Annotated in this window: 16 protein-coding genes; 7 read left to right on the top strand and 9 right to left on the bottom strand. The window is 68.0% G+C overall.

Features of this window, described 5'->3' with window-relative positions; all coding sequences use genetic code 11:
- Nucleotides 1–129 precede the first annotated feature (129 nt).
- From glgX to AC1RVW_RS16510, 5 genes are all read left to right on the top strand, one after another.
- Entirely contained in the window at nucleotides 130–2,250 is a 2,121-nt protein-coding gene (gene glgX, locus AC1RVW_RS16530) for a glycogen debranching protein GlgX (protein WP_493201157.1), read from the top strand.
- 96 nt (nucleotides 2,251–2,346) lie between these two features.
- Nucleotides 2,347–3,663 carry a glucose-1-phosphate adenylyltransferase gene (glgC, locus tag AC1RVW_RS16525; RefSeq protein ID WP_493201155.1) on the top strand — a complete coding sequence of 439 codons (1,317 nt, stop codon included), beginning with the start codon at nucleotides 2,347–2,349 and terminating at the stop codon, nucleotides 3,661–3,663.
- A 22-nt stretch (nucleotides 3,664–3,685) separates the two neighbouring features.
- On the top strand, nucleotides 3,686–5,164 hold the full coding sequence (glgA, locus tag AC1RVW_RS16520) for a glycogen synthase GlgA (protein WP_493201153.1): 1,479 nt from the start codon (nucleotides 3,686–3,688) through the stop codon (nucleotides 5,162–5,164).
- 342 nt (nucleotides 5,165–5,506) lie between these two features.
- Complete coding sequence (locus tag AC1RVW_RS16515) at nucleotides 5,507–7,990, top strand: glycogen/starch/alpha-glucan phosphorylase (protein WP_285411520.1); 2,484 nt, start codon at nucleotides 5,507–5,509, stop codon at nucleotides 7,988–7,990.
- A 22-nt stretch (nucleotides 7,991–8,012) separates the two neighbouring features.
- Nucleotides 8,013–8,435, top strand: coding sequence for an Ig-like domain-containing protein (locus AC1RVW_RS16510; RefSeq protein ID WP_493201151.1), 423 nt, complete (start codon nucleotides 8,013–8,015; stop codon nucleotides 8,433–8,435).
- 24 nt (nucleotides 8,436–8,459) lie between these two features.
- Here AC1RVW_RS16510 and AC1RVW_RS16505 read toward each other — a convergent pair whose 3' ends face one another.
- The 4 genes from AC1RVW_RS16505 to AC1RVW_RS16490 all read right to left on the bottom strand — a co-directional run bounded on the left by AC1RVW_RS16505 (nucleotide 8,460) and on the right by AC1RVW_RS16490 (nucleotide 11,201).
- Complete coding sequence (locus AC1RVW_RS16505; protein WP_493201150.1) at nucleotides 8,460–8,945, bottom strand: ExbD/TolR family protein; 486 nt, start codon at nucleotides 8,943–8,945, stop codon at nucleotides 8,460–8,462.
- 8 nt (nucleotides 8,946–8,953) lie between these two features.
- Nucleotides 8,954–9,649, bottom strand: coding sequence for a MotA/TolQ/ExbB proton channel family protein (locus AC1RVW_RS16500; RefSeq protein WP_081270774.1), 696 nt, complete (start codon nucleotides 9,647–9,649; stop codon nucleotides 8,954–8,956).
- Between the two features lie 18 nt (nucleotides 9,650–9,667).
- Nucleotides 9,668–10,513 (bottom strand): 4-hydroxy-tetrahydrodipicolinate reductase, encoded by an 846-nt coding sequence (gene dapB / locus AC1RVW_RS16495; RefSeq protein WP_493201148.1) that lies wholly within the window; start codon nucleotides 10,511–10,513, stop codon nucleotides 9,668–9,670.
- Nucleotides 10,514–10,631: 118 nt separating this feature from the next.
- Nucleotides 10,632–11,201, bottom strand: a complete 570-nt coding sequence (locus tag AC1RVW_RS16490; protein ID WP_081270772.1) for an outer membrane protein assembly factor BamE — start codon at nucleotides 11,199–11,201, stop codon at nucleotides 10,632–10,634.
- Between the two features lie 88 nt (nucleotides 11,202–11,289).
- Here AC1RVW_RS16490 and fur point away from each other — a divergent pair, with 88 nt between their 5' ends.
- Nucleotides 11,290–11,709 carry a ferric iron uptake transcriptional regulator gene (gene fur, locus AC1RVW_RS16485; protein WP_081270771.1) on the top strand — a complete coding sequence of 140 codons (420 nt, stop codon included), beginning with the start codon at nucleotides 11,290–11,292 and terminating at the stop codon, nucleotides 11,707–11,709.
- A gap of 65 nt (nucleotides 11,710–11,774) precedes the next feature.
- On the opposite strand, the gene hprK is transcribed toward fur, so the two are convergent.
- The 4 genes from hprK to AC1RVW_RS16465 form a co-directional block, all read right to left on the bottom strand.
- Nucleotides 11,775–12,734, bottom strand: a complete 960-nt coding sequence (gene hprK, locus AC1RVW_RS16480) for an HPr(Ser) kinase/phosphatase (RefSeq protein WP_081270770.1) — start codon at nucleotides 12,732–12,734, stop codon at nucleotides 11,775–11,777.
- A 144-nt stretch (nucleotides 12,735–12,878) separates the two neighbouring features.
- A complete protein-coding gene (locus tag AC1RVW_RS16475) occupies nucleotides 12,879–13,346 on the bottom strand; it encodes a PTS sugar transporter subunit IIA (protein ID WP_081270769.1) in 468 nt (155 codons plus the stop codon).
- A 187-nt stretch (nucleotides 13,347–13,533) separates the two neighbouring features.
- Nucleotides 13,534–13,863 (bottom strand): ribosome hibernation-promoting factor, HPF/YfiA family, encoded by a 330-nt coding sequence (gene hpf / locus AC1RVW_RS16470; RefSeq protein ID WP_081270768.1) that lies wholly within the window; start codon nucleotides 13,861–13,863, stop codon nucleotides 13,534–13,536.
- A 330-nt stretch (nucleotides 13,864–14,193) separates the two neighbouring features.
- Nucleotides 14,194–16,314, bottom strand: coding sequence for an ATP-dependent helicase (locus AC1RVW_RS16465; protein ID WP_285411524.1), 2,121 nt, complete (start codon nucleotides 16,312–16,314; stop codon nucleotides 14,194–14,196).
- Between the two features lie 225 nt (nucleotides 16,315–16,539).
- On the opposite strand from AC1RVW_RS16465, the gene corA reads away from it, so the two are divergent.
- On the top strand, nucleotides 16,540–17,526 hold the full coding sequence (gene corA, locus AC1RVW_RS16460) for a magnesium/cobalt transporter CorA (protein ID WP_081270766.1): 987 nt from the start codon (nucleotides 16,540–16,542) through the stop codon (nucleotides 17,524–17,526).
- Here corA and AC1RVW_RS16455 read toward each other — a convergent pair.
- Nucleotides 17,519–18,277 carry a 5'-methylthioadenosine/adenosylhomocysteine nucleosidase gene (locus tag AC1RVW_RS16455; protein ID WP_409196325.1) on the bottom strand — a complete coding sequence of 253 codons (759 nt, stop codon included), beginning with the start codon at nucleotides 18,275–18,277 and terminating at the stop codon, nucleotides 17,519–17,521. The two genes, corA and AC1RVW_RS16455, sit on opposite strands and share 8 nt — an antisense overlap.
- Nucleotides 18,278–18,327: the final 50 nt, after the last annotated feature.

The following is an 18,327-nucleotide window of genomic DNA, read 5'->3' as shown; positions in this document are numbered from 1 at the left end:
GCGAAGGGGTCGCAGACAGTGGGGTCGCCTTTCTTTTGCCTACGTTTCTTTGGCGAAGCAAAAGAAAGTGAGTCGCCCGCCGGGGCGAGACCCGGCCCCGGAAAACAAGCCCGCTGCAAGGCAAAAACCATGCTGAGCCCAGGCCACCCCTTCCCCCTCGGCGCAACGGCCACAGAACAAGGCATCAACTTCGCCCTGGCAGCCCCAGCAGCCGAGGCAGTAGACCTCTGCATCTTCGACACCACAGGCAAAAACGAACAACAGCGCCTGAGGCTGCCGCAACAGACAGACGGCATCTGGCACGGCCACCTCCCCAGCGGCAAGCCAGGCCTCGTCTACGGCTACCGAGTCCACGGCTCCTGGTCCCCAAAAGAGGGAAAGCGCTACAACCCCGTCAAGCTTCTGCTCGACCCTTACGCCCGCGAAATAGTAGGCACGTACGACGGCAGCGACATCTTCCTCGGCCACGACCCCGCGAACCCGGACCTGAGGGACACGCGAGACAACGCCGCAGCAGCCCTCAAAGCCCGGGTGGCGGCAGCAGCAACACCACAAAGCAGCGAACGCCTGGCCGGCCACGCCCGCATCCCTGCATCCGACCGCGTCCTCTACGAACTGCACGTCAAGGGCCAGACAAAGCTGCACCCCGCCGTGCCCGCACCCCTTCGAGGCAGCTATGCGGGACTGGCCGAGCCCGCCGTGCTCGACCACCTCCAGCGCCTGGGCGTCACCACCCTGAGCCTCATGCCCGTGCAGCACCGCGCCGACGAACAGCGCCTGCTGCACATGGGCCTGAGCAACTACTGGGGCTACAGCACCATCGGCTGGTTCGCGCCCGAAGCCCGCTACTGGAGCGGCCGTCCCAGCACCACGCCCGCCGGCGAGTTCCGGGCGATGGCCGACGCGATCCACGCGCGCGGCATGGAGCTGGTGATCGACGTCGTCTACAACCACACCGCCGAGACCGACGAGTTCGGCCCCACCCTCTCGCTGCGCGGCATCGACAACGCCCTGTACTACCGCCTGCGCCCCGACGACCGCGCGCTCTACGAGAACTGGGCCGGCACCGGCAACTGCCTCGACCTGACCGAGCCGCGCGTGCTGCAGCTGGTCATGGACAGCCTGCGCTTCTGGGCCTGCGAAATGGGCGTCGACGGCTTCCGCTTCGACCTGGCCCCGGTGCTGGGCCGCAGTGCAGGCAACAACGACTTCGACCCGCGCGCGCCTTTCTTCGCGGCCATCGCGCAAGACCCGGTGCTGTCTCGCACGCTGCTCATCGCCGAGCCCTGGGACCTGGGCCCCGGCGGCTATCGACTGGGCGAATTCCCGCCGGGCTGGCTCGAGTGGAACGACCGCTACCGCGACACCCAGCGCGGCTTCTGGCTGCGGCAGGACCACGAGGGCGACGGAAAGGCCGGCCTCGGCGACTTCGCGCACCGCTTCACCGCCTCGAGCACGCAGTTCGCGCACGATGGCCGCGCGCCGACCGCCAGCGTCAACTTCATCACCGCGCACGACGGCTTCACGCTGCGCGACCTCGTCAGCTACAACGAGCGCCACAACCTCGCCAACGGGGAAGGCAACCGCGACGGCCACGGCCACAACCTGAGCACCAACTGCGGCGTCGAGGGTCCGAGCGACGACCCCGGCGTGCTGGCCCTGCGCGAGCGGCTGCGGCGCGCACTGCTGGCCACGCTGATGCTCTCCCAGGGCACGCCGATGCTGCTGGCCGGCGACGAGCTGGGCCACACCCAGCAAGGCAACAACAACGCCTACTGCCAGGACAACGAGACCACCTGGCTCGCCTGGATCGGCGCCGCGTCCGATCCCGCGAGCGACGCGGCCCGCATGAGCGCCTTCGTGGCGCGGCTGGCGGCGCTGCGGCGCGAAGCCCCGGCGCTGCGCAGCGCGCGCTGGTGGCCGGCCGAGCCGCCCGACGGCACGCCCCCCGGCATCCGCTGGCTGCGCCCCGACGGCGAGCCGATGACCCCCGCCGACTGGCAGACAGGCACGGCCCTTGCAATCCTCTTTGCCGCGAGTGATGCAACGGATGAAGCAAGCGAAAGAAAGCAAAGCGCATGGCTGGTGATGGTGAACGCGGGGCCGGACACCGTGCAGTTCAGGCTGCCCGGGGGCGCCTGGCGGCTGTGCCTGTCGAGCGATCCCGCACACGACCCGGGGAACCTGGCGCGGCCGCTCGACGGCACGGCGCAGGTGCCTTTCTCGAGCCTCGGAATTGCAAGAACGTAGGAGCCAGCCGCGCAGCGCGGTGCTAGTCTCGATGCAGAAACTCTGACGGCGGACGAATCACGACAAGCAAACAAACGAACGAATGGAGACTTCAGGATGGACAACCTCGCACCCCAAGCGCCACAGCAACCGCAGCACGAGCTGCAGGCCCACCAGCTGGTCCGCCGCACCATCGCCCTGGTGCTGGCCGGCGGCCGCGGCTCCCGCCTCAAGCAGCTGACCGACCGCCGCGCCAAGCCGGCGGTGTACTTCGGCGGCAAGTTCCGCATCATCGATTTCGCGCTGTCCAACTGCCTGAACTCGGGCATCCGGCGCATGGCGGTGGTCACGCAGTACAAGTCGCATTCGCTCATGCGCCACCTGCAGCGCGGATGGAGCTTCCTGCGGGCCGAGCTCAACGAGATGGTCGACGTGCTGCCCGCGCAGCAGCGCGTGGGCGACGAGCACTGGTACCGCGGCACGGCCGACGCGGTGTTCCAGAACCTCGACATCATCCAGACCCGCTCCACGCCGCACGACTACGTCGTGGTGCTGGCCGGCGACCACATCTACAAGATGGACTACTCGATCATGGTCAAGGACCATGCCGAGCGCGGCCTGGGCTGCACCGTCGGCTGCATCGAGGTGCCGCGCATGGAGGCCACCGCCTTCGGCGTGATGCACGTGGACGGCGACCGCACGGTCACGGCCTTCCTGGAAAAGCCCGCCGACCCGCCGGCCATGCCCGGCAAGCCGGACGTGGCACTGGCGAGCATGGGCATCTACGTGTTCGATTCCACCTACCTCTACCGCTTGCTGGAGGAAGACAGCAAGGACCCGAACTCCGACCACGACTTCGGCAAGGACATCATTCCGCGCGCCGTGGCGGAGGGCCGCGCGCTGGCGCATCCGTTCGGCATGTCGTGCGTGACCCGCGCCATGCGCGGCGGCGACAGCCCGACCTACTGGCGCGACGTGGGCACGATCGACGCCTTCTGGGCCGCCAACCTCGACCTGGCCTCGATCACGCCGGAGCTCGACATCTACGACACCAACTGGCCGATCTGGACCTACCAGCGCCAGCTGCCGCCGGCCAAGTTCGTGTTCGGGCGCGACGGCAAGCCCGGCCTCACGACCAACACCATCGTCTCGGGCGGCTGCATCGTGTCGGGGTCGTCGGTGAGCGACTCGGTGCTGTTCTCGGGCGTGCGCGTCCACTCGTTCTGCACCATCTCGCAGGCGGTGCTGCTGCCCGACGTCGAAGTGGGACGCGGCTGCCGCCTGAGCAAGGTGGTCATCGACCGCGCCTGCGTGATCCCCGACGACATGGTGATCGGCGAGGACGCCGAGGCCGACGCCGCGCGCTTCGAGCGCACCGAAAGCGGCGTGGTGCTGGTCACGCGCGAAATGCTCAAGCGGCTTGCGCCCGCCTGATACCCACCTCCCAGCCTCCACGATGCGAATCCTGCAAGTCAGCGCCGAACTCTTTCCCCTGCTCAAGACCGGCGGCCTGGCCGACATCGCCGGCGCCTTGCCGCTGGCGCTCATGGCCGAGGGGCAGGACGCGCGCGTGCTGCTGCCGGGCTTTCCGGCCATCGTCCGCGGCGTGCGCGAACTCGCGCCCGTGGCCGAGTTCGACGCGCCCTGGGGCGAGCGATTCGCGCTGCGGCTCGGGCGCGTGGCGGTCGACGGCACGCCGGGCATCCCGGCCTACGTGATCGATGCGCCCGCGCTCTACGACCGGCCCGGCAACCCGTACGAGGACAACGCGCGCCAGCCCTACGGCGACAACCACCGGCGCTTCGCGTTGCTGGGCTGGGCCGCGGCGCGGCTTGCGCAGGGGCTCGATCCATCCTGGCAGCCCGAGGTGGTGCATGCGCACGACTGGCACGCCGCGCTGGCGCCGGCCTACCTGCACTTCGCGCGCGAGGCCGGCCGGATGGGCGCATCGCGCGTGGGCAGCGTGTTCACGGTGCACAACCTGGCCTACCAGGGCCTCTTCGCGCCATGGAACTTCGCGGACCTCGGGCTGCCCGGGCCCGCGTTCCAGATGAACGGCATCGAATACCACGGCCAGGTCTCTTTCATGAAGGGCGGCCTGTGCTACGCCGACCGGCTCACCACGGTGAGCCCTACCTACGCGCTGGAGATCCAGACGCCCGAGCAGGGCTGCGGGCTCGACGGCCTGCTGCGCCAGCGCAGCGGCGTGCTGAGCGGCATCCTCAACGCGGTCGACGACCAGGTCTGGAACCCGGCGACCGATGCGGCGCTGGTGCAGGGCTATCACACGCCCGAAGGCCGCCACATGGCCGGCAAGGCGCGCTGCAAGTCGGTGCTGCAGCACCAGCTGGGGCTGGCCGAGCGGCCGGACGCGCCGCTGTTCATTCTGGTGAGCCGCCTGACCGAGCAGAAGGGCCTGGGGCTGGTGCTCGACGGCCTGGACGCGCTGCTCGCGCAAGGCGGCCAGCTCGCGCTGCTGGGCAGCGGCGAGGGCTGGCTCGAAGATGCCTTCAGGCAGCGCGCGGCGGCCGCGCCGCAATCGGTCAGCGTGACCATCGGCTATGACGAGACGCTCGCGCACCAGCTCTTCGGCGCGGGCGACGTGACGCTGGTGCCCTCGCTCTTCGAGCCCTGCGGCCTCACGCAGATGTACGGCCTGAAGTACGGCAGCCTGCCGCTGGTGCGCCGCGTGGGCGGGCTGGCCGACACGGTGGTCGACAGCACGCTGGAAGACCTGGCCAGCGGCGAGGCCACCGGTTTCGTGTTCGACCGCTTCGACGTGGCCGACTACGAACGCGCCGTGCGCCGCGCCTTCGCGCTCTACCAGCGCGCGCCGGACTGGCGGCGCGTGCGCGGCAACGCGATGCGGCGGCCGGCCGACTGGGGCACTGCGGCTGCTCAGTACATCGATGTCTATCGGCAGGCGCTGGGATGAACGCCTTCTTTTCTTTTTGCCGTTTCGCGTGCTGTTCGGGGGGCGCTCACACCGACGGGGTACCTTGCTCCGCGAATGTCCCCCGGGCTTCGCCCTCCTCCTTTATTTCGCTGCGCAAGGCACCCCGCCGGTGTGAGCGTTCAGAGCACTGGTTGATCAGCCAGCAAGAAAGCTGCGTCCATCGTGCACAGGGCGCCGGGTGCTCCCCGCAGCGAAATAAAGGAGGAGGCCGCAGGCCGGGGGACATTCGCGGAGGGGAGTACCCGGTGCCCTGTGCACACACCCCCAACGCCTCCTGACGGCAGATCAGACACCCCACCACCCACCCAAAGAGCGCCAACCATGACGATCAAAGACTTCGCCTACGACCATCCCGACCGCGACGTCGCGGCCTTCAAGCGCGCGGTGGCCAACAAGCTGATCTATGCCGTCGGCAAGGACCCTGTCGCGGCCAGCCAGGACGACTGGCTCAACGCCACCTCGCAGGCCGTGCGCGATCAGCTCGTCGAGCGCTGGATGATGACCACGCGCGCCAACTACGCGCAGGACCTCAAGCGCGTCTACTACCTGTCGATGGAATTCCTCATCGGGCGCACCTTCACCAACGCGCTGCTGGCCGTGGACCTGTACGACACCGTGCGCGAGGCGCTGGCCGACTTCGGCGTCGACATGGACGCGCTGGCCGAACGCGAGCCCGACGCGGCCCTGGGCAACGGCGGCCTGGGCCGGCTCGCCGCCTGCTTCCTCGATTCGATGGCCACGCTCGGCGTGCCGGGCATGGGCTACGGCATCCGCTACGAATACGGCATGTTCCGCCAGCGCATCGTCGACGGCCAGCAGGTCGAGACGCCCGACTACTGGCTCACGCGCGGCAACCCCTGGGAATTCCAGCGGCCCGAGGTCAACTACCGGGTGCGCTTCGGCGGCCACGTGCAGAAGCGCGAGGGCGCCAACGTACCGCCCGGCGCGGTCGACTGGGTCGACACCCACGACGTGCTGGCCGTGGCCTACGACACCATCATCCCGGGCTACGGCACGCAGGCCACCAACACGCTGCGGCTGTGGTCGGCGCGTGCCACCGAGGAAATCGACCTCTCGGCCTTCAACCGCGGCAACTACATGGGCGCGGTCGAGAGCAAGAACCAGTCGGAGAACGTCTCGCGCGTGCTCTACCCCGACGACTCCACGCCCTCGGGGCGCGAGCTGCGGCTGCACCAGGAGTACTTCTTCTGCAGCGCCAGCATGCAGGACCTGCTGCGCCGCTACCTGCGCAACCACACGACCTTCGACCAGCTCTCGGAGAAAGTCAGCATCCACCTGAACGACACCCACCCGGTGCTCGCCGTGCCCGAGCTCATGCGGCTGCTGCTGGACGAGCACGGCATGCCGTGGGACGAAGCCTGGGCGCACACGCAGAAGGTGTTCAGCTACACCAACCACACGCTGATGCACGAGGCGCTGGAGACCTGGCCGGTCGAGATGCTGGGCCGCATCCTGCCGCGGCACCTGCAGATCATCTACGACATCAACGCGAAGTTCCTGGCCACCGTCGCGCAGAAGCTGGGTAACGACGTCGAGCTGATGCGCAGGCTTTCGCTGGTGGACGAGACCGGCGAGCGGCGCGTGCGCATGGCCTACGTGGCGGTGCTGGCGAGCCACTCGGTCAACGGGGTGTCGGGGCTGCACTCGGAGCTGATGAAGCAGTCGATCTTCTCGGACTTCGCGAAGCTCTTTCCCGAGCGCTTCAACAACAAGACCAATGGCGTCACGCCGCGCCGCTGGCTGGCGCAGGCCAACCCGCCGCTGGCGGCGCTGCTCGACCAGCGCATCGGCAAGGGCTGGCGGCGCGACCTGTCGCAACTGGAGGCGCTGAAGCCGATGGCCGCGCAGCCCGCCTTCGTGCGCGCCTTCCGCCATGCCAAGCGCGAGAACAAGCTGCGGCTGGCCAACTGGGTCGAGCAGCACCTGAAGGTGGACATCGACACCGACGCGATGTTCGACGTGCAGGTCAAGCGCATCCACGAATACAAGCGGCAGCTGCTCAACGTGCTGCACGTGGTGGCGCGCTACCACCGCATCCTCGACGCGCAGGCCACGGGTGCGCCGGTCGACATGGTGCCGCGCGTGGTGGTGTTCGCGGGCAAGGCCGCTTCGGCCTACGTGATGGCCAAGCTGGTGATCCGGCTCATCAACGACGTGGCCGGCACCATCAACGCCGACCCGCGCGTGGGCAAGCTGCTGAAGGTGGTGTTCCTGCCGAACTACAGCGTGAGCCTGGCCGAGATCATCATGCCGGCGGCCGACCTGTCGGAGCAGATCTCCACGGCGGGCACCGAGGCCTCGGGCACCGGCAACATGAAGTTCGCGCTCAACGGCGCGCTGACCATCGGCACGCTGGACGGCGCCAACGTGGAAATGCGCGAGAACGTGGGGCCGGAGAACATCTTCATCTTCGGCAACACCACGCCCGAGGTCGCCGACATCCGCGCGCGCGGCTACCAGCCGCGCGACATCTACGAAGGCAACGCCGAGCTCAGGCGCGTGCTCGACGCGATCCGCGACGGCGCTTTCTCGCCGGGCGAGCCGGGCCGCTACCAGGGCATCTACGACGCGCTGGTGAACTGGGGCGACCACTATCTGCTGCTGGCGGACTACGCGAGCTACGTGGCGAAGCAGGCCGAGGTGGATGCGCTGTATCGCGATTCGGATGCGTGGACGCGGATGGCGATCCTGAACGTGGCGGGCATGGGCGCGTTTTCATCGGACCGCACGATTGCGCAGTACGCGCATGAGATCTGGCACACCAAGCCGGTCGTGCTGGGCTGAACCACCTTCGAGGCAACACGCCATGGCATACGCCCGGATGAAAGTCCACGCGGCCGCAGTGCTCGCGGCACTGGCCCTGTGCATGGTCGCGCACGCCCAGAAGGGCACCCCGCGGGAGCACACCTGGCAACGCAGCACCACGGCGGGCCAGGAGGTGCGCATATTCACCTACGTGCAGCAACGCTCCGATTGCAGCCAGGGGCCCGATCCGGTCGTCACCATCCGCACGAAGCCCGCGCACGGCACCGTGAGCGTGCGACCGGGCTCCGTCACCGTCGGCCCGCCGCGGTTCGGCGCGGTCGATTGCAGCGGCCGTACGTTGTCGGGGCAGGGCATCTGGTTCGTGCCGGAAGCGGGATTCAGCGGAACCGACCAGTTCGACTACGAGGTGCAGTTCACCAACGGCGTGGCGCACGACACTGCCATGGTCGAGGTCAAGCCCTGACGCTTCTACGCGCGCGCGGGGCGTTCAGCGCTTGGCGGGCGCGGTGGGATCGGTGGCCGGCTGCGGCGCGTCGGTGACGAAGCCGATGCGGCTCAGGCCCGCCTTGTTGGCAATGCCCATCAGCGCCACCACCTTGCCGTAGGGCACGGTCTGGTCGGCGCGCAGCTGCACCTCGGTGTCCTTGCTGTCGGCCGCGGCCTTCCCGAATCGGTCGGCCAGTTCCTCGTCGGTCACGGCCTGGTCGTTGAAGAAGACCTTGCCGGAGGCGTCGACCGACACGCTCACGAACTTGGGCGTGTCGTTGGGCTGGCCAGCGTCGGTCTGCGGCAGGTCGAGCTTGATCGAGCTGGCCATCAGCGGCGCGGTGATGATGAAGATCACCACCAGCACCAGCATCACGTCGACCAGCGGCGTCACGTTGATGTCGGACAGCGGCCGCTGCGCGCCGCCGCCCATCGCGCGCCCGCCGCCTGCGGCGCCGCTGCCCAGTGAAGTACGACCGAAGGCCATGGCGCGGCTCAGACCGGCATCGGCCGCGCGGGCGGCGGCGCGGCGGGCTTCGGCGGCTCGCCGAAGCTGCCCAGCAGATCGTGCGCGAAGCCTTCGAGCTCGGCTTCGATGCGGCCGATGACGCGGCCGAACACGTTGTAGGCCAGCACCGCCGGAATGGCCACGGCCAGGCCGAACGCCGTCATGACCAGCGCCTCGCCGACCGGCCCCGCGACCTTGTCGATGGTGAAGCCGCCGGTCTGGCCCGCGATGCCCGACAGCGCCCGGTAGATGCCCCAGACCGTGCCCAGCAGCCCCACGAAAGGCGCGGTGGCGCCCACGGTGGCGAGCAGGATCTGGCCGGCCTGCAGGCGGCGCAGCGCGCCGTGCAGCGCATTGCGCAGGACGCGGGTCAGGCGCTGGTTGCGGTCGACCGCGGCGCCCAGCGTGCCCTCAGGGGCGCCGGCGGCCGCGCCGCGGATGGCCGACACCGCCGGCAGCACCAGCGCCGCGCGGTCGAAGGCCCGGAGTTTCTGCTCGGCGTCGGCCAGCGTGGCCGATTGCCAGAAGGCGGCGATGCTGCGCAGCACATCGCGCGTGCCGCCGCGCAGCAGCCAGGCCTTCCAGAGAATGATGACCCAGCTCGCGATCGACATCGCCAGCAGCAGCGCCGCCACCGAACGGCTGACGCCGTCGCCATGGGTCAGCAGTTCGAGCACGCTCATCGGCCGTCCTTTGGTTTTCTAGCGCAGGCCCAGCACGTCGTACATGTCGAACAGGCCGGTGCGCTGCTCGGCCAGGAAGCGCACCGCGCGCAGGCTGCCCTGGGCATAGGTGACGCGGCTCGACGACTTGTGGGTGATCTCGATGCGTTCGCCGGTACCCGCGAACAGCACGGTGTGGTCGCCCACGATGTCGCCGCCGCGGATGGCCGAGAAGCCGATGGTGGAAGGATCGCGCTCGCCGGTGATGCCTTCGCGGGCGTACACGGCGCAGTCCTTGAGGTCGCGGCCCAGCGCGTCGGCGATGACTTCGCCCATCTTGAGCGCGGTGCCCGAGGGTGCATCGACCTTGTGGCGGTGGTGCGCCTCGATGATCTCGATGTCGTAGCCGGTCGACATGGCCTTGGCGGCCATCTCGAGCAGCTTGAGGGTGACGTTGACGCCCACGCTCATGTTGGGCGCCATCATGATGGCGATGTCCTTGGCGATCTCGGCGATCTCGGCCTTCTGCGCGTCGCTGAAGCCGGTGGTGCCGATGACCGCCTGAACGCCCAGTTCGCGGCACACCGCGAGGTGCGCGAGCGTGCCTTCGGGGCGGGTGAAGTCGACGAGCACCTGCGCGTCCTTCAGGCCGGTGCGCAGGTCGGACACGATGGACACGCCGCTGTCGAAGCCCAGGAAGCCGCCGGCATCGGCGCCGAGCGCCGGGCTGCCCGCGATGTCGAGCGCGCCGGCCAGGCGCAGGTCGGGCGCGTTGCGCACGGCCTCGATCAGCATGTGGCCCATGCGGCCCGATGCTCCGGCGATGGCGACGCGGCGCGGCGCGGAAGCGGGATGGCTGGAGGAATTGGAGGTGGATTCGGTCACGCGGATTCAGTCTTCGAAATGGCCAATGGCATGCATGGACTCGGGACGGACGCCGCCTGACTCGGCGGGCGCCGCCCGCTGTTTTCTTCTATCGCTTCGGCTCGTAGCCGCAGCACGCTCAGCGCGTGGCTTCGAGCGGAGGGTACGCGGCCGGCAGCGGCGGCAGGCTGGCCGACGGCGACGAGGTGGCGCTGTTGTCAGCCTTCTTCTCGTCCTTGGAGGGAGCGAATTTCTTGAGTTCGTCCTCGGATGCCTCGAGCGTGGGCACCTTGCCGGAGCGCTTGCGGGTGTCCAGCGTGGCGACGAATTCTTCCTCGCTGGGCATCTCGTCGCCTTCGAAGCGGTCCATCAGTTCGCCGTTGAAGAACACGGTCAGGTGGCGTTCCTGCGGTTCCACGCCCTGGCGGCGGATGGTGAAGACGTAGTCCCAACGGTTGTTGTGGAAAACGTCGCTCAGCAGCGAGGTGCCGAGGATTTCGCGCACCTGCTGGCGCGACATGCCGGGCTTGAGCGCCGCGACCTGCTCCTTCGAGACGAAATTGCCCTGCACCACTTCGACTTTGTAAGGAGTGACGGCCGTCAGGGCGTTACGCGTGCGCTCGCTGAAACCGCTGCAGGCACCGAGGCCGAGCGTCGCGGCGATGGCGGCGACCAGCAGCCAGGGACGGCGTTGGAGAATGGCAGGCATGGGAGGAAGGGGGGTAGCGATATGATCGGCCATTGTAGCGGCTGCCCTTTTCAGGGCCTTTGCCGCAGCCAAGGGCGCAGGAATCAACATGGCCAACATCGACGAACTCAAGAATACCGGCCTCAAGGCCACATTGCCGCGGCTGAAGATCCTCGAGATCTTCCAGACCGGCAGCCAGCGGCACATGACCGCGGAAGACGTGTTTCGCGTGCTTCTGAACGAACACTCGGACATCGGCCTGGCCACCGTCTACCGCGTGCTGACCCAGTTCGAGCAGGCCGGCATCCTCGAGCGCAGCCACTTCGAGAGCGGCAAGGCCGTCTACGAACTCAACGAAGGCACCCACCACGACCACCTGATCTGCACCTCGTGCGGCAAGGTCGAGGAGTTCTACGACGCCGAGATCGAACGCCGCCAGCAGATGATCGCCAAGGACAAGGGCTGGATCCTGCAGGACCACGCCATGTCGCTCTACGGCCTCTGCGGGGATTGCGCCAGGAAGCGCTGAACCCGCACCTGTTCCCGCGGCAGGAAGCCAAAGAAAAAAAAGGGGCGCATGCCCCTTTTTTGCTTTCAGTCGTTGTCGCGGGCGTTTTCCATCGCCTTGTGGTGGCGCGCCACGAAATCGGCATAGGTGTCGATGCCGCGCAGCTGCAGGATGGAATTGCGCACAGCCGCTTCGACCAGCACGGCGATGTTCCGCCCGGCCACCACCTGGATGATGACCTTGCGCACCGGGATGCCCAGCACGTCCTGCGTGAGCGGCGCCGAGGGCATGCGTTCGTAGTCGCGCTCGAAGCTGTCGCGGCGCACCAGGTGCACGATGAGCTTGAGCCGCATCTTCCGGCGCACCGCCGTCTCGCCGAAGATCGCGCGGATGTCCAGCAGGCCGATGCCGCGCACTTCGAGCAGGTTCAGCAGCAGGTCGGGGCAGCGCCCCTCGATGGTGTTCTGGTTGATGCGGTAGAGGTCGACCGCGTCGTCGGCCACGAGGCCGTTGCCGCGCGAGATCAGCTCCAGGCCCAGCTCGCTCTTGCCCAGGCCCGACTCCCCCGTGATCATCACGCCCATGCCCAGGATGTCCATGAACACGCCGTGCATCGACGTGCGCTCGGCGAAGTGCTTGGACAGGTAGGCGCGCAGCAGGTCGATCACGAAGGCCGAGGATTCGCGCGTGGCAAAGAGCGGCAGCTGTGCGCGCTCGCAGATCGACAGCAGCTCGTCCGGCGCGGCCTGGCCGTCGGCCAGCACCAGCATCGGCGGCTCCAGCGTGACGATGCGGGCAATGCGGCGGGCGCAGTCTTCCTGGCTGCCGCGCGTCAGGTAGGCCACTTCGCGCGCCCCCAGGATCTGCACGCGGTACGGATGGATGTAGTTGAGGTAGCCGACCAGGTCGGCCGCCGACTGCGCGCGGCTGATGACTTCGGGGTCGAACTGGCGCTCTGACGCCCCGAGACCGGCGAGCCATTCCCAGCGGAGCGACCCGCGGAACTCCTCGAACATGGCATCGGCGCTGATGACGGTCGGCTTCATGCGTTCAGGAGATGGCGCTCACGCACCAGATTTGGGGCAGGCCAGAATACCGCGGAACCGGCTTTGCCGGGCCGCCGGTATTGCCCCCGGTAGGGGGTTGGCGAAGCGACACGAAGTGCGCGAAGCCTGGGGGCGAGCCACAGGTCAGGCGATTTGAGTGGAGTGCCAGCCGGCGATGAGGCCGTGCAGGGCGGCGGCGTCGGTGCTGGACTTGATCTGTTCGCGCAGGCTGGAGTCGCTCAGCAGCTCGGCGATTTCAGAGAGGATTTCGAGGTGCTTCTGCGTGGCCGCTTCGGGCACCAGCAGGAAGATCAGGAGCGCGACGGGCTGTTCGTCGGGGGCGTCGAAGCCGATCGGGTTGGCCAGCTGGAACACGGCGGCCATCGGCGCCTTGAGGCCCTTGATGCGGCCATGGGGAATGGCGACGCCGTGGCCCAGGCCGGTGGAGCCGAGGCGCTCGCGCGCAAACAGGCTGTCGGTGATCAGGGCGCGTCCCAGGCCGTGAAGGCTTTCGAACAGCAGACCTGCTTCTTCGAAAGCACGTTTCTTGCTAGTAGCGTCAACGCTCACAAGCACTTGAGCGGGCGGCAGGATGGACGCGAGGCGATTCATGGTGGGTGCAGAGCGGGGGCGATTATGCACCCGCTTGGTAAAAACCCCCAGTCCCCCTATTTACTTTCTGTCTACACGTGGTCCGCAGGCCTTGTCCGCCCTCTGAGCGAAGGCAATGCCCCAGCGCAATAGTCGGAAAACAAAAAGCCGCCCGAGGGCGGCCTGTGGGGGAGCCGAGGGCTCCGGTTTACATCAGGCGCTTGGGCGCCGCGTGATGGTGGTCCTGCAGGCGATCCTTGTGGCGGACCACCTGGCGGTCGAGCTTGTCGACCAGTTCATCGACCGCAGCGTAGAGATCAGCGTGGCTCGACTCCGCGAACATGTCATTGCCCTTGACGTGAATGTTGCACTCCGCCCTTTGGCGGCGTTCCTTTTCCTTCTGCTTTTCCACCGTGAGGATCACCTTGACATCGACTACCTGGTCGAAATGTCGCGTGATCCGGTCCAGCTTGCTCGTGACGTAAGTGCGCAAGGCAGGTGTGACGTCGAGGTGATGACCGCTGATCGTCAAATTCATGAATGACCTCCTGGAATTGACGGTTGGGGAAATGACCGCACTCCGGAATGGAGCTTGGCCGGCGAAACAGGTGTGTGGGGAAGCGGGGAGAGAAGAAGAGACTGGGTAAGAAGAAGAAATCTGGGAAGGTCGATTCACTATGCCCAAGCTGTCACGCTATTGCAATACCGGAGTTGCCCAAAGCTGCGCGCGCATCGCGTGCTTCCTGCGGCACGCTAGCGAATCAATAGCAGCATCCGCGCGCGGGACAGGCGCCGCGGCGTTTCGATCAAAAATGTTTCAGCAGGAAAGACCCCGAAACCCTGCCGCCGTGAGGGCCAGCGGACGGGCTCAGCGCCAGGCGGCGCGCATGCGGTTTCGCAGGTCGATCACGGCAGCGGGCGGCGGCACGGCCGGCGGCCGCTCAGGTGGCGGCGGCCAGGTCTGCTGCTCGAAGCCCGCGAGGTCGGCATCGGCGATGAAGCGCGTGCGGTTGGCATACAGATGCCGGTCGCCGCGCGCCGACTGCTGCGTGACGTAGAAGCGCTGCGGCACCAGCAGGTGCAGGTGGTCGCGCGCCCGGGTCATCGCCACGTAGAGCAGGCGGCGTTCTTCTTCGAGCTCTTGCGCGCTCTGCGCCACGTCGGCCGGCAGGCAGCCGTCGACCACGTTGATCACATGCACCGAGTTCCACTCCTGCCCCTTGGCCGAATGGATGGTCGAGAGGATCAGGTAGTCCTCGTCGAGCAGCGGCGGACCCGGGCGGTCGCTGGTGGCCTCGGGCGGATCGAGCGTCAGTTCGGTCAGGAAGCGTTCGCGCGACGCGTAGCCGGCGGCCAGCCGCGCAAGCTGCTCGACGTCGGCGCGCCGCACGCCCGAGGTGTCCTCGTACAGCCGCTCCAGGTGCGGCTGGTACCAGGCCATCGCCACCTCCACGTCGGCTGGCCATGCGAGCGCAGGAGAGCGCAGCGCCTCGTAGGCCTTGGCGAAATCGGCCCATTGCTCGCGCGCCGCGGAGGGCGGCACGAAGTCGCGCACGGCCGCCACCGGGTCGGCGGCCTGGTCCATCGCGTCGAGCAGCCGCGTGCCGGTGACGGGCCCGATGCCCGGGATCAGCTGCGTCACGCGAAAGCCCGCCATGCGGCCGCGCGGGTTCTGCGCGAAACGCAGCACCGCGAGCAGGTCCTTCACATGCGAGGCCTCGAGAAACTTGAGCCCGCCGAACTTCACGAACGGGATGTTGCGCCGCGCCAGCTCGAGCTCGAGCGCCGCGCTGTGCGACGAGGTGCGAAACAGCACCGCCTGCGACTTCAGCGCCAGCCCGCCCTCGCGGTGCGCCAGCACCTTGTCGGCCACCCAGCGCGCCTGCTCCGCCTCGTCGGGCACGAGCACCAGCAGCGGCTTGCCGGCCGATGGCTTGTCGGTCCAGAGCGTCTTGGCGTGCCGCTCGGCCGCCTGCGCGATGACGCGGTTCGAGGCGTCGAGGATCGGCTGCGTCGAGCGGTAGTTGCGCTCCAGCGTGACCACGCGTGCGTCCTGAGTGAACTGCGACGGGAAGTCGAGGATGTTGCGCACCGTGGCGCCCCTGAACGAATAGATCGACTGCGCGTCGTCCCCCACCACCGTCACGCCGCGCCCGTCGGGCTTAAGCGCCAGCAGGATCGAGGCCTGCAGCAGGTTGGTGTCCTGGTACTCGTCGACCAGCACATGGTCGAAGCGCGCGCCGACGTGCGCGGCCAGCGCGGGCTCGGCGACCATGCCGGCCCAGTAGAGCAGCAGGTCGTCGTAGTCGAGCACGTTCTGCTGCTGCTTGGCCTCGACGTAGGCGCCGAACAGCTTCTTCAGCTCGGCCTCCCATTCGCCGCACCACGGGAACGACTCCCGCAGCACCTCGGCCAGCGGCGCGCGCGTGTTCACGCAGCGCGAGTAGATCGACAGGCAGGTGCCCTTGCGCGGAAAGCGGTTGACGGTGGAAGACAGGCCCAGCTCGTGGCGCGCCAGCCCCATCAGGTCTTCGGCGTCGCCGCGGTCGTGGATGGTGAAGTTCTCGTCCAGCCCGATCTGCGCGGCGTACTCGCGCAGCAGCCGCGCGCCGATGCCGTGGAAGGTGCCTGCCCACGGCAGCGAGGGCGGCGCCTCCGACTTCAGGCCCAGCACCTTCGCCAGCACCTGGCCGGCGCGCCGCCCCATTTCCTGCGCGGCGCGGCGCGAGAAGGTCAGCAGCAGCAGGCGCTGCGGATCCACCCCGCCGGCAATCAGGTGCGCGACGCGGTGCGCCAGCGTGCTGGTCTTGCCCGACCCTGCGCCGGCGATGACGAGCAGCGGCCGCTCGTCGCGCTCGGCGATGGCCGCTCCCACCCCGTGCTCGACCGCCGCGCGCTGCGCGTCGTTGAGCGTGGCCAGCGCGGCGGCCAGGCGCTCGGCCTGGGTCTTCGGGGCGGTGGAAAGAACGGGGAGCGCAGCGGTCTGCATGGGCACGACTTTACTGTATGCCCGTCCAGTCCAGCCACCTTGCTGCCATGTGGCCAGTGACATAATCGCGCCTCGCTGCAACCGGAGACTCTCCCCATGGAAACCGCCCCGTCTCGGCAGCTTTCAACTCCCTTTCACTGACGCGTTTTCCTCACGCACGTCGGGCCCGGGAATTGAAAGCGCCCCTCCCTCGCCCATCGTCCAGTCACCCCCGGGAGTGAGCCAATGCTCAACATCTTTACGCTCGCCAACGGCCGCCTCGTCCAGGAAGAGATCGAGGCGCTCGAAGAGCTTTCCAAGTTCCAGCCGATCTGGGTCGACCTCGAATCGCCCACGCTCGAAGAGAAGCGCTGGATCAAGCAGTACTACGGCCTGTCCATCCCCGAAGACGCGATGGACGAGGACATCGAGGAATCCGCCCGCTTCTACGAGGAAGACAACGGCGAGCTGCACATCCGCTCCGACTTCCTGATCGACGACGACGAGAACCCGCGCACCGTGCGCGTCGCTTTCATCCTGAACCAGCACAACACCGACCTGCGCAGCCGCGGCGTGCTGTTCTCGATCCACGACGAGGACGTGCCCGTGTTCCGCCTGCTGCGCATGCGCGCGCGCCGCGCACCGGGGCTGATCGAGGACGCCAAGGAAGTGATGCTCAAGCTGTTCGACGCCGACGCCGAGTATTCGGCCGACACGCTCGAGAACATCTACGACGAGCTCGAAGTGGCCGGCAAGAAGGTGCTCTCGGGCAACGTGAGCGACGAGCTGGCCGGCGAGGTGCTCGGCGCCATCGCGCGGCAGGAAGACTTGAACGGCCGCATCCGCCGCAACGTGATGGACACGCGCCGCGCGGTCAGCTTCATGATGCGCAGCAAGATGCTCAACGCCGAGCAGTTCGAAGAGGCGCGCCAGATCCTGCGCGACATCGAGTCGCTGGACAACCACACGGCCTTCCTGTTCGACAAGATCAACTTCCTGATGGATGCGACCGTCGGTTTCATCAACATCAACCAGAACAAGACCATCAAGATCTTCTCGGTGGCCAGCGTGGCGCTGCTGCCGCCCACGCTGATCGCCAGCATCTACGGCATGAACTTCAAGTTCATGCCGGAGCTCGACTGGGCCATGGGCTATCCGTATGCCATCGTGCTGATGGCGGCCAGCGCGCTGGTGCCGATGTGGTACTTCCGCCGGCGCGGCTGGCTCAAGTAGCCGCGCCACTACCCGCGTCTTGCGCGGGCAGCGTGGCCAGCCACGCGCCCACCAGCGCGAGGCTGTAGCGGCTCGCCACCTCCACCACGAAGCGCGCGAAGTCGCCATGCGCGGCATCGTCGGCGCGGTCCGAAATCGTGCGCATCGCGGCAAACGGCACGCCGTAGTCGTGACACACCTGCGCCATCGCAGCGCCTTCCATCTCGACCGCGAGCGCATCGGGCAGCTCGCGCTGCAAGGCCTCGCTCTCCGCGGTGGTGGAGACGAAGCGGTCGCCGCTCACCAGCAGGCCGCGATGCACCCCGGGCTGCCGGAGGCTGAATTCATCCACGGCCTGCTGGCCGACCAAGGCCCCGGGGTCGCGCAGCACGTCGGCCGCCACGGCCGCCAGCGCGTTGCCGATGGCAGCATCGGCCGCGAAGCGCGCCATGCCCATCAGCGGCACCTCGTGCTTCGGGAAAAGCGGCGAGGCGTCCATGTCGTGCTGCAGCAGTTCGGTGGCCACGACCACGTCGCCCACCTTCACGCCCGGCGCCAATCCACCCGCCACGCCGGTGAACACGATGGCCCGCACGCCGAAGCGCTCCAGCAGCACCGTGGCCGTCACCGCCGCCGCGACCTTGCCGATGCGCGACAGCACCGCGACCACCGGCTGGCCCTGCAGATGGCCCACCCAGAAGTCGCGCCCCGCCACGCGCACACGCTGCTCGTCGGGCATCTGCGCAAGCAGGGCACTCAGTTCCTCGTGCATGGCAGCGACGATGGCGATGGGCGCGCGCGGCAAAAAACTCAAGACATTTC

It is taken from the genome of Variovorax sp. MPBD4-3, from assembly GCF_058809745.1.
The sequence above is the reverse complement of the archived record's forward strand: the minus strand, read 5'-3'. Positions and strand labels throughout refer to the sequence as shown.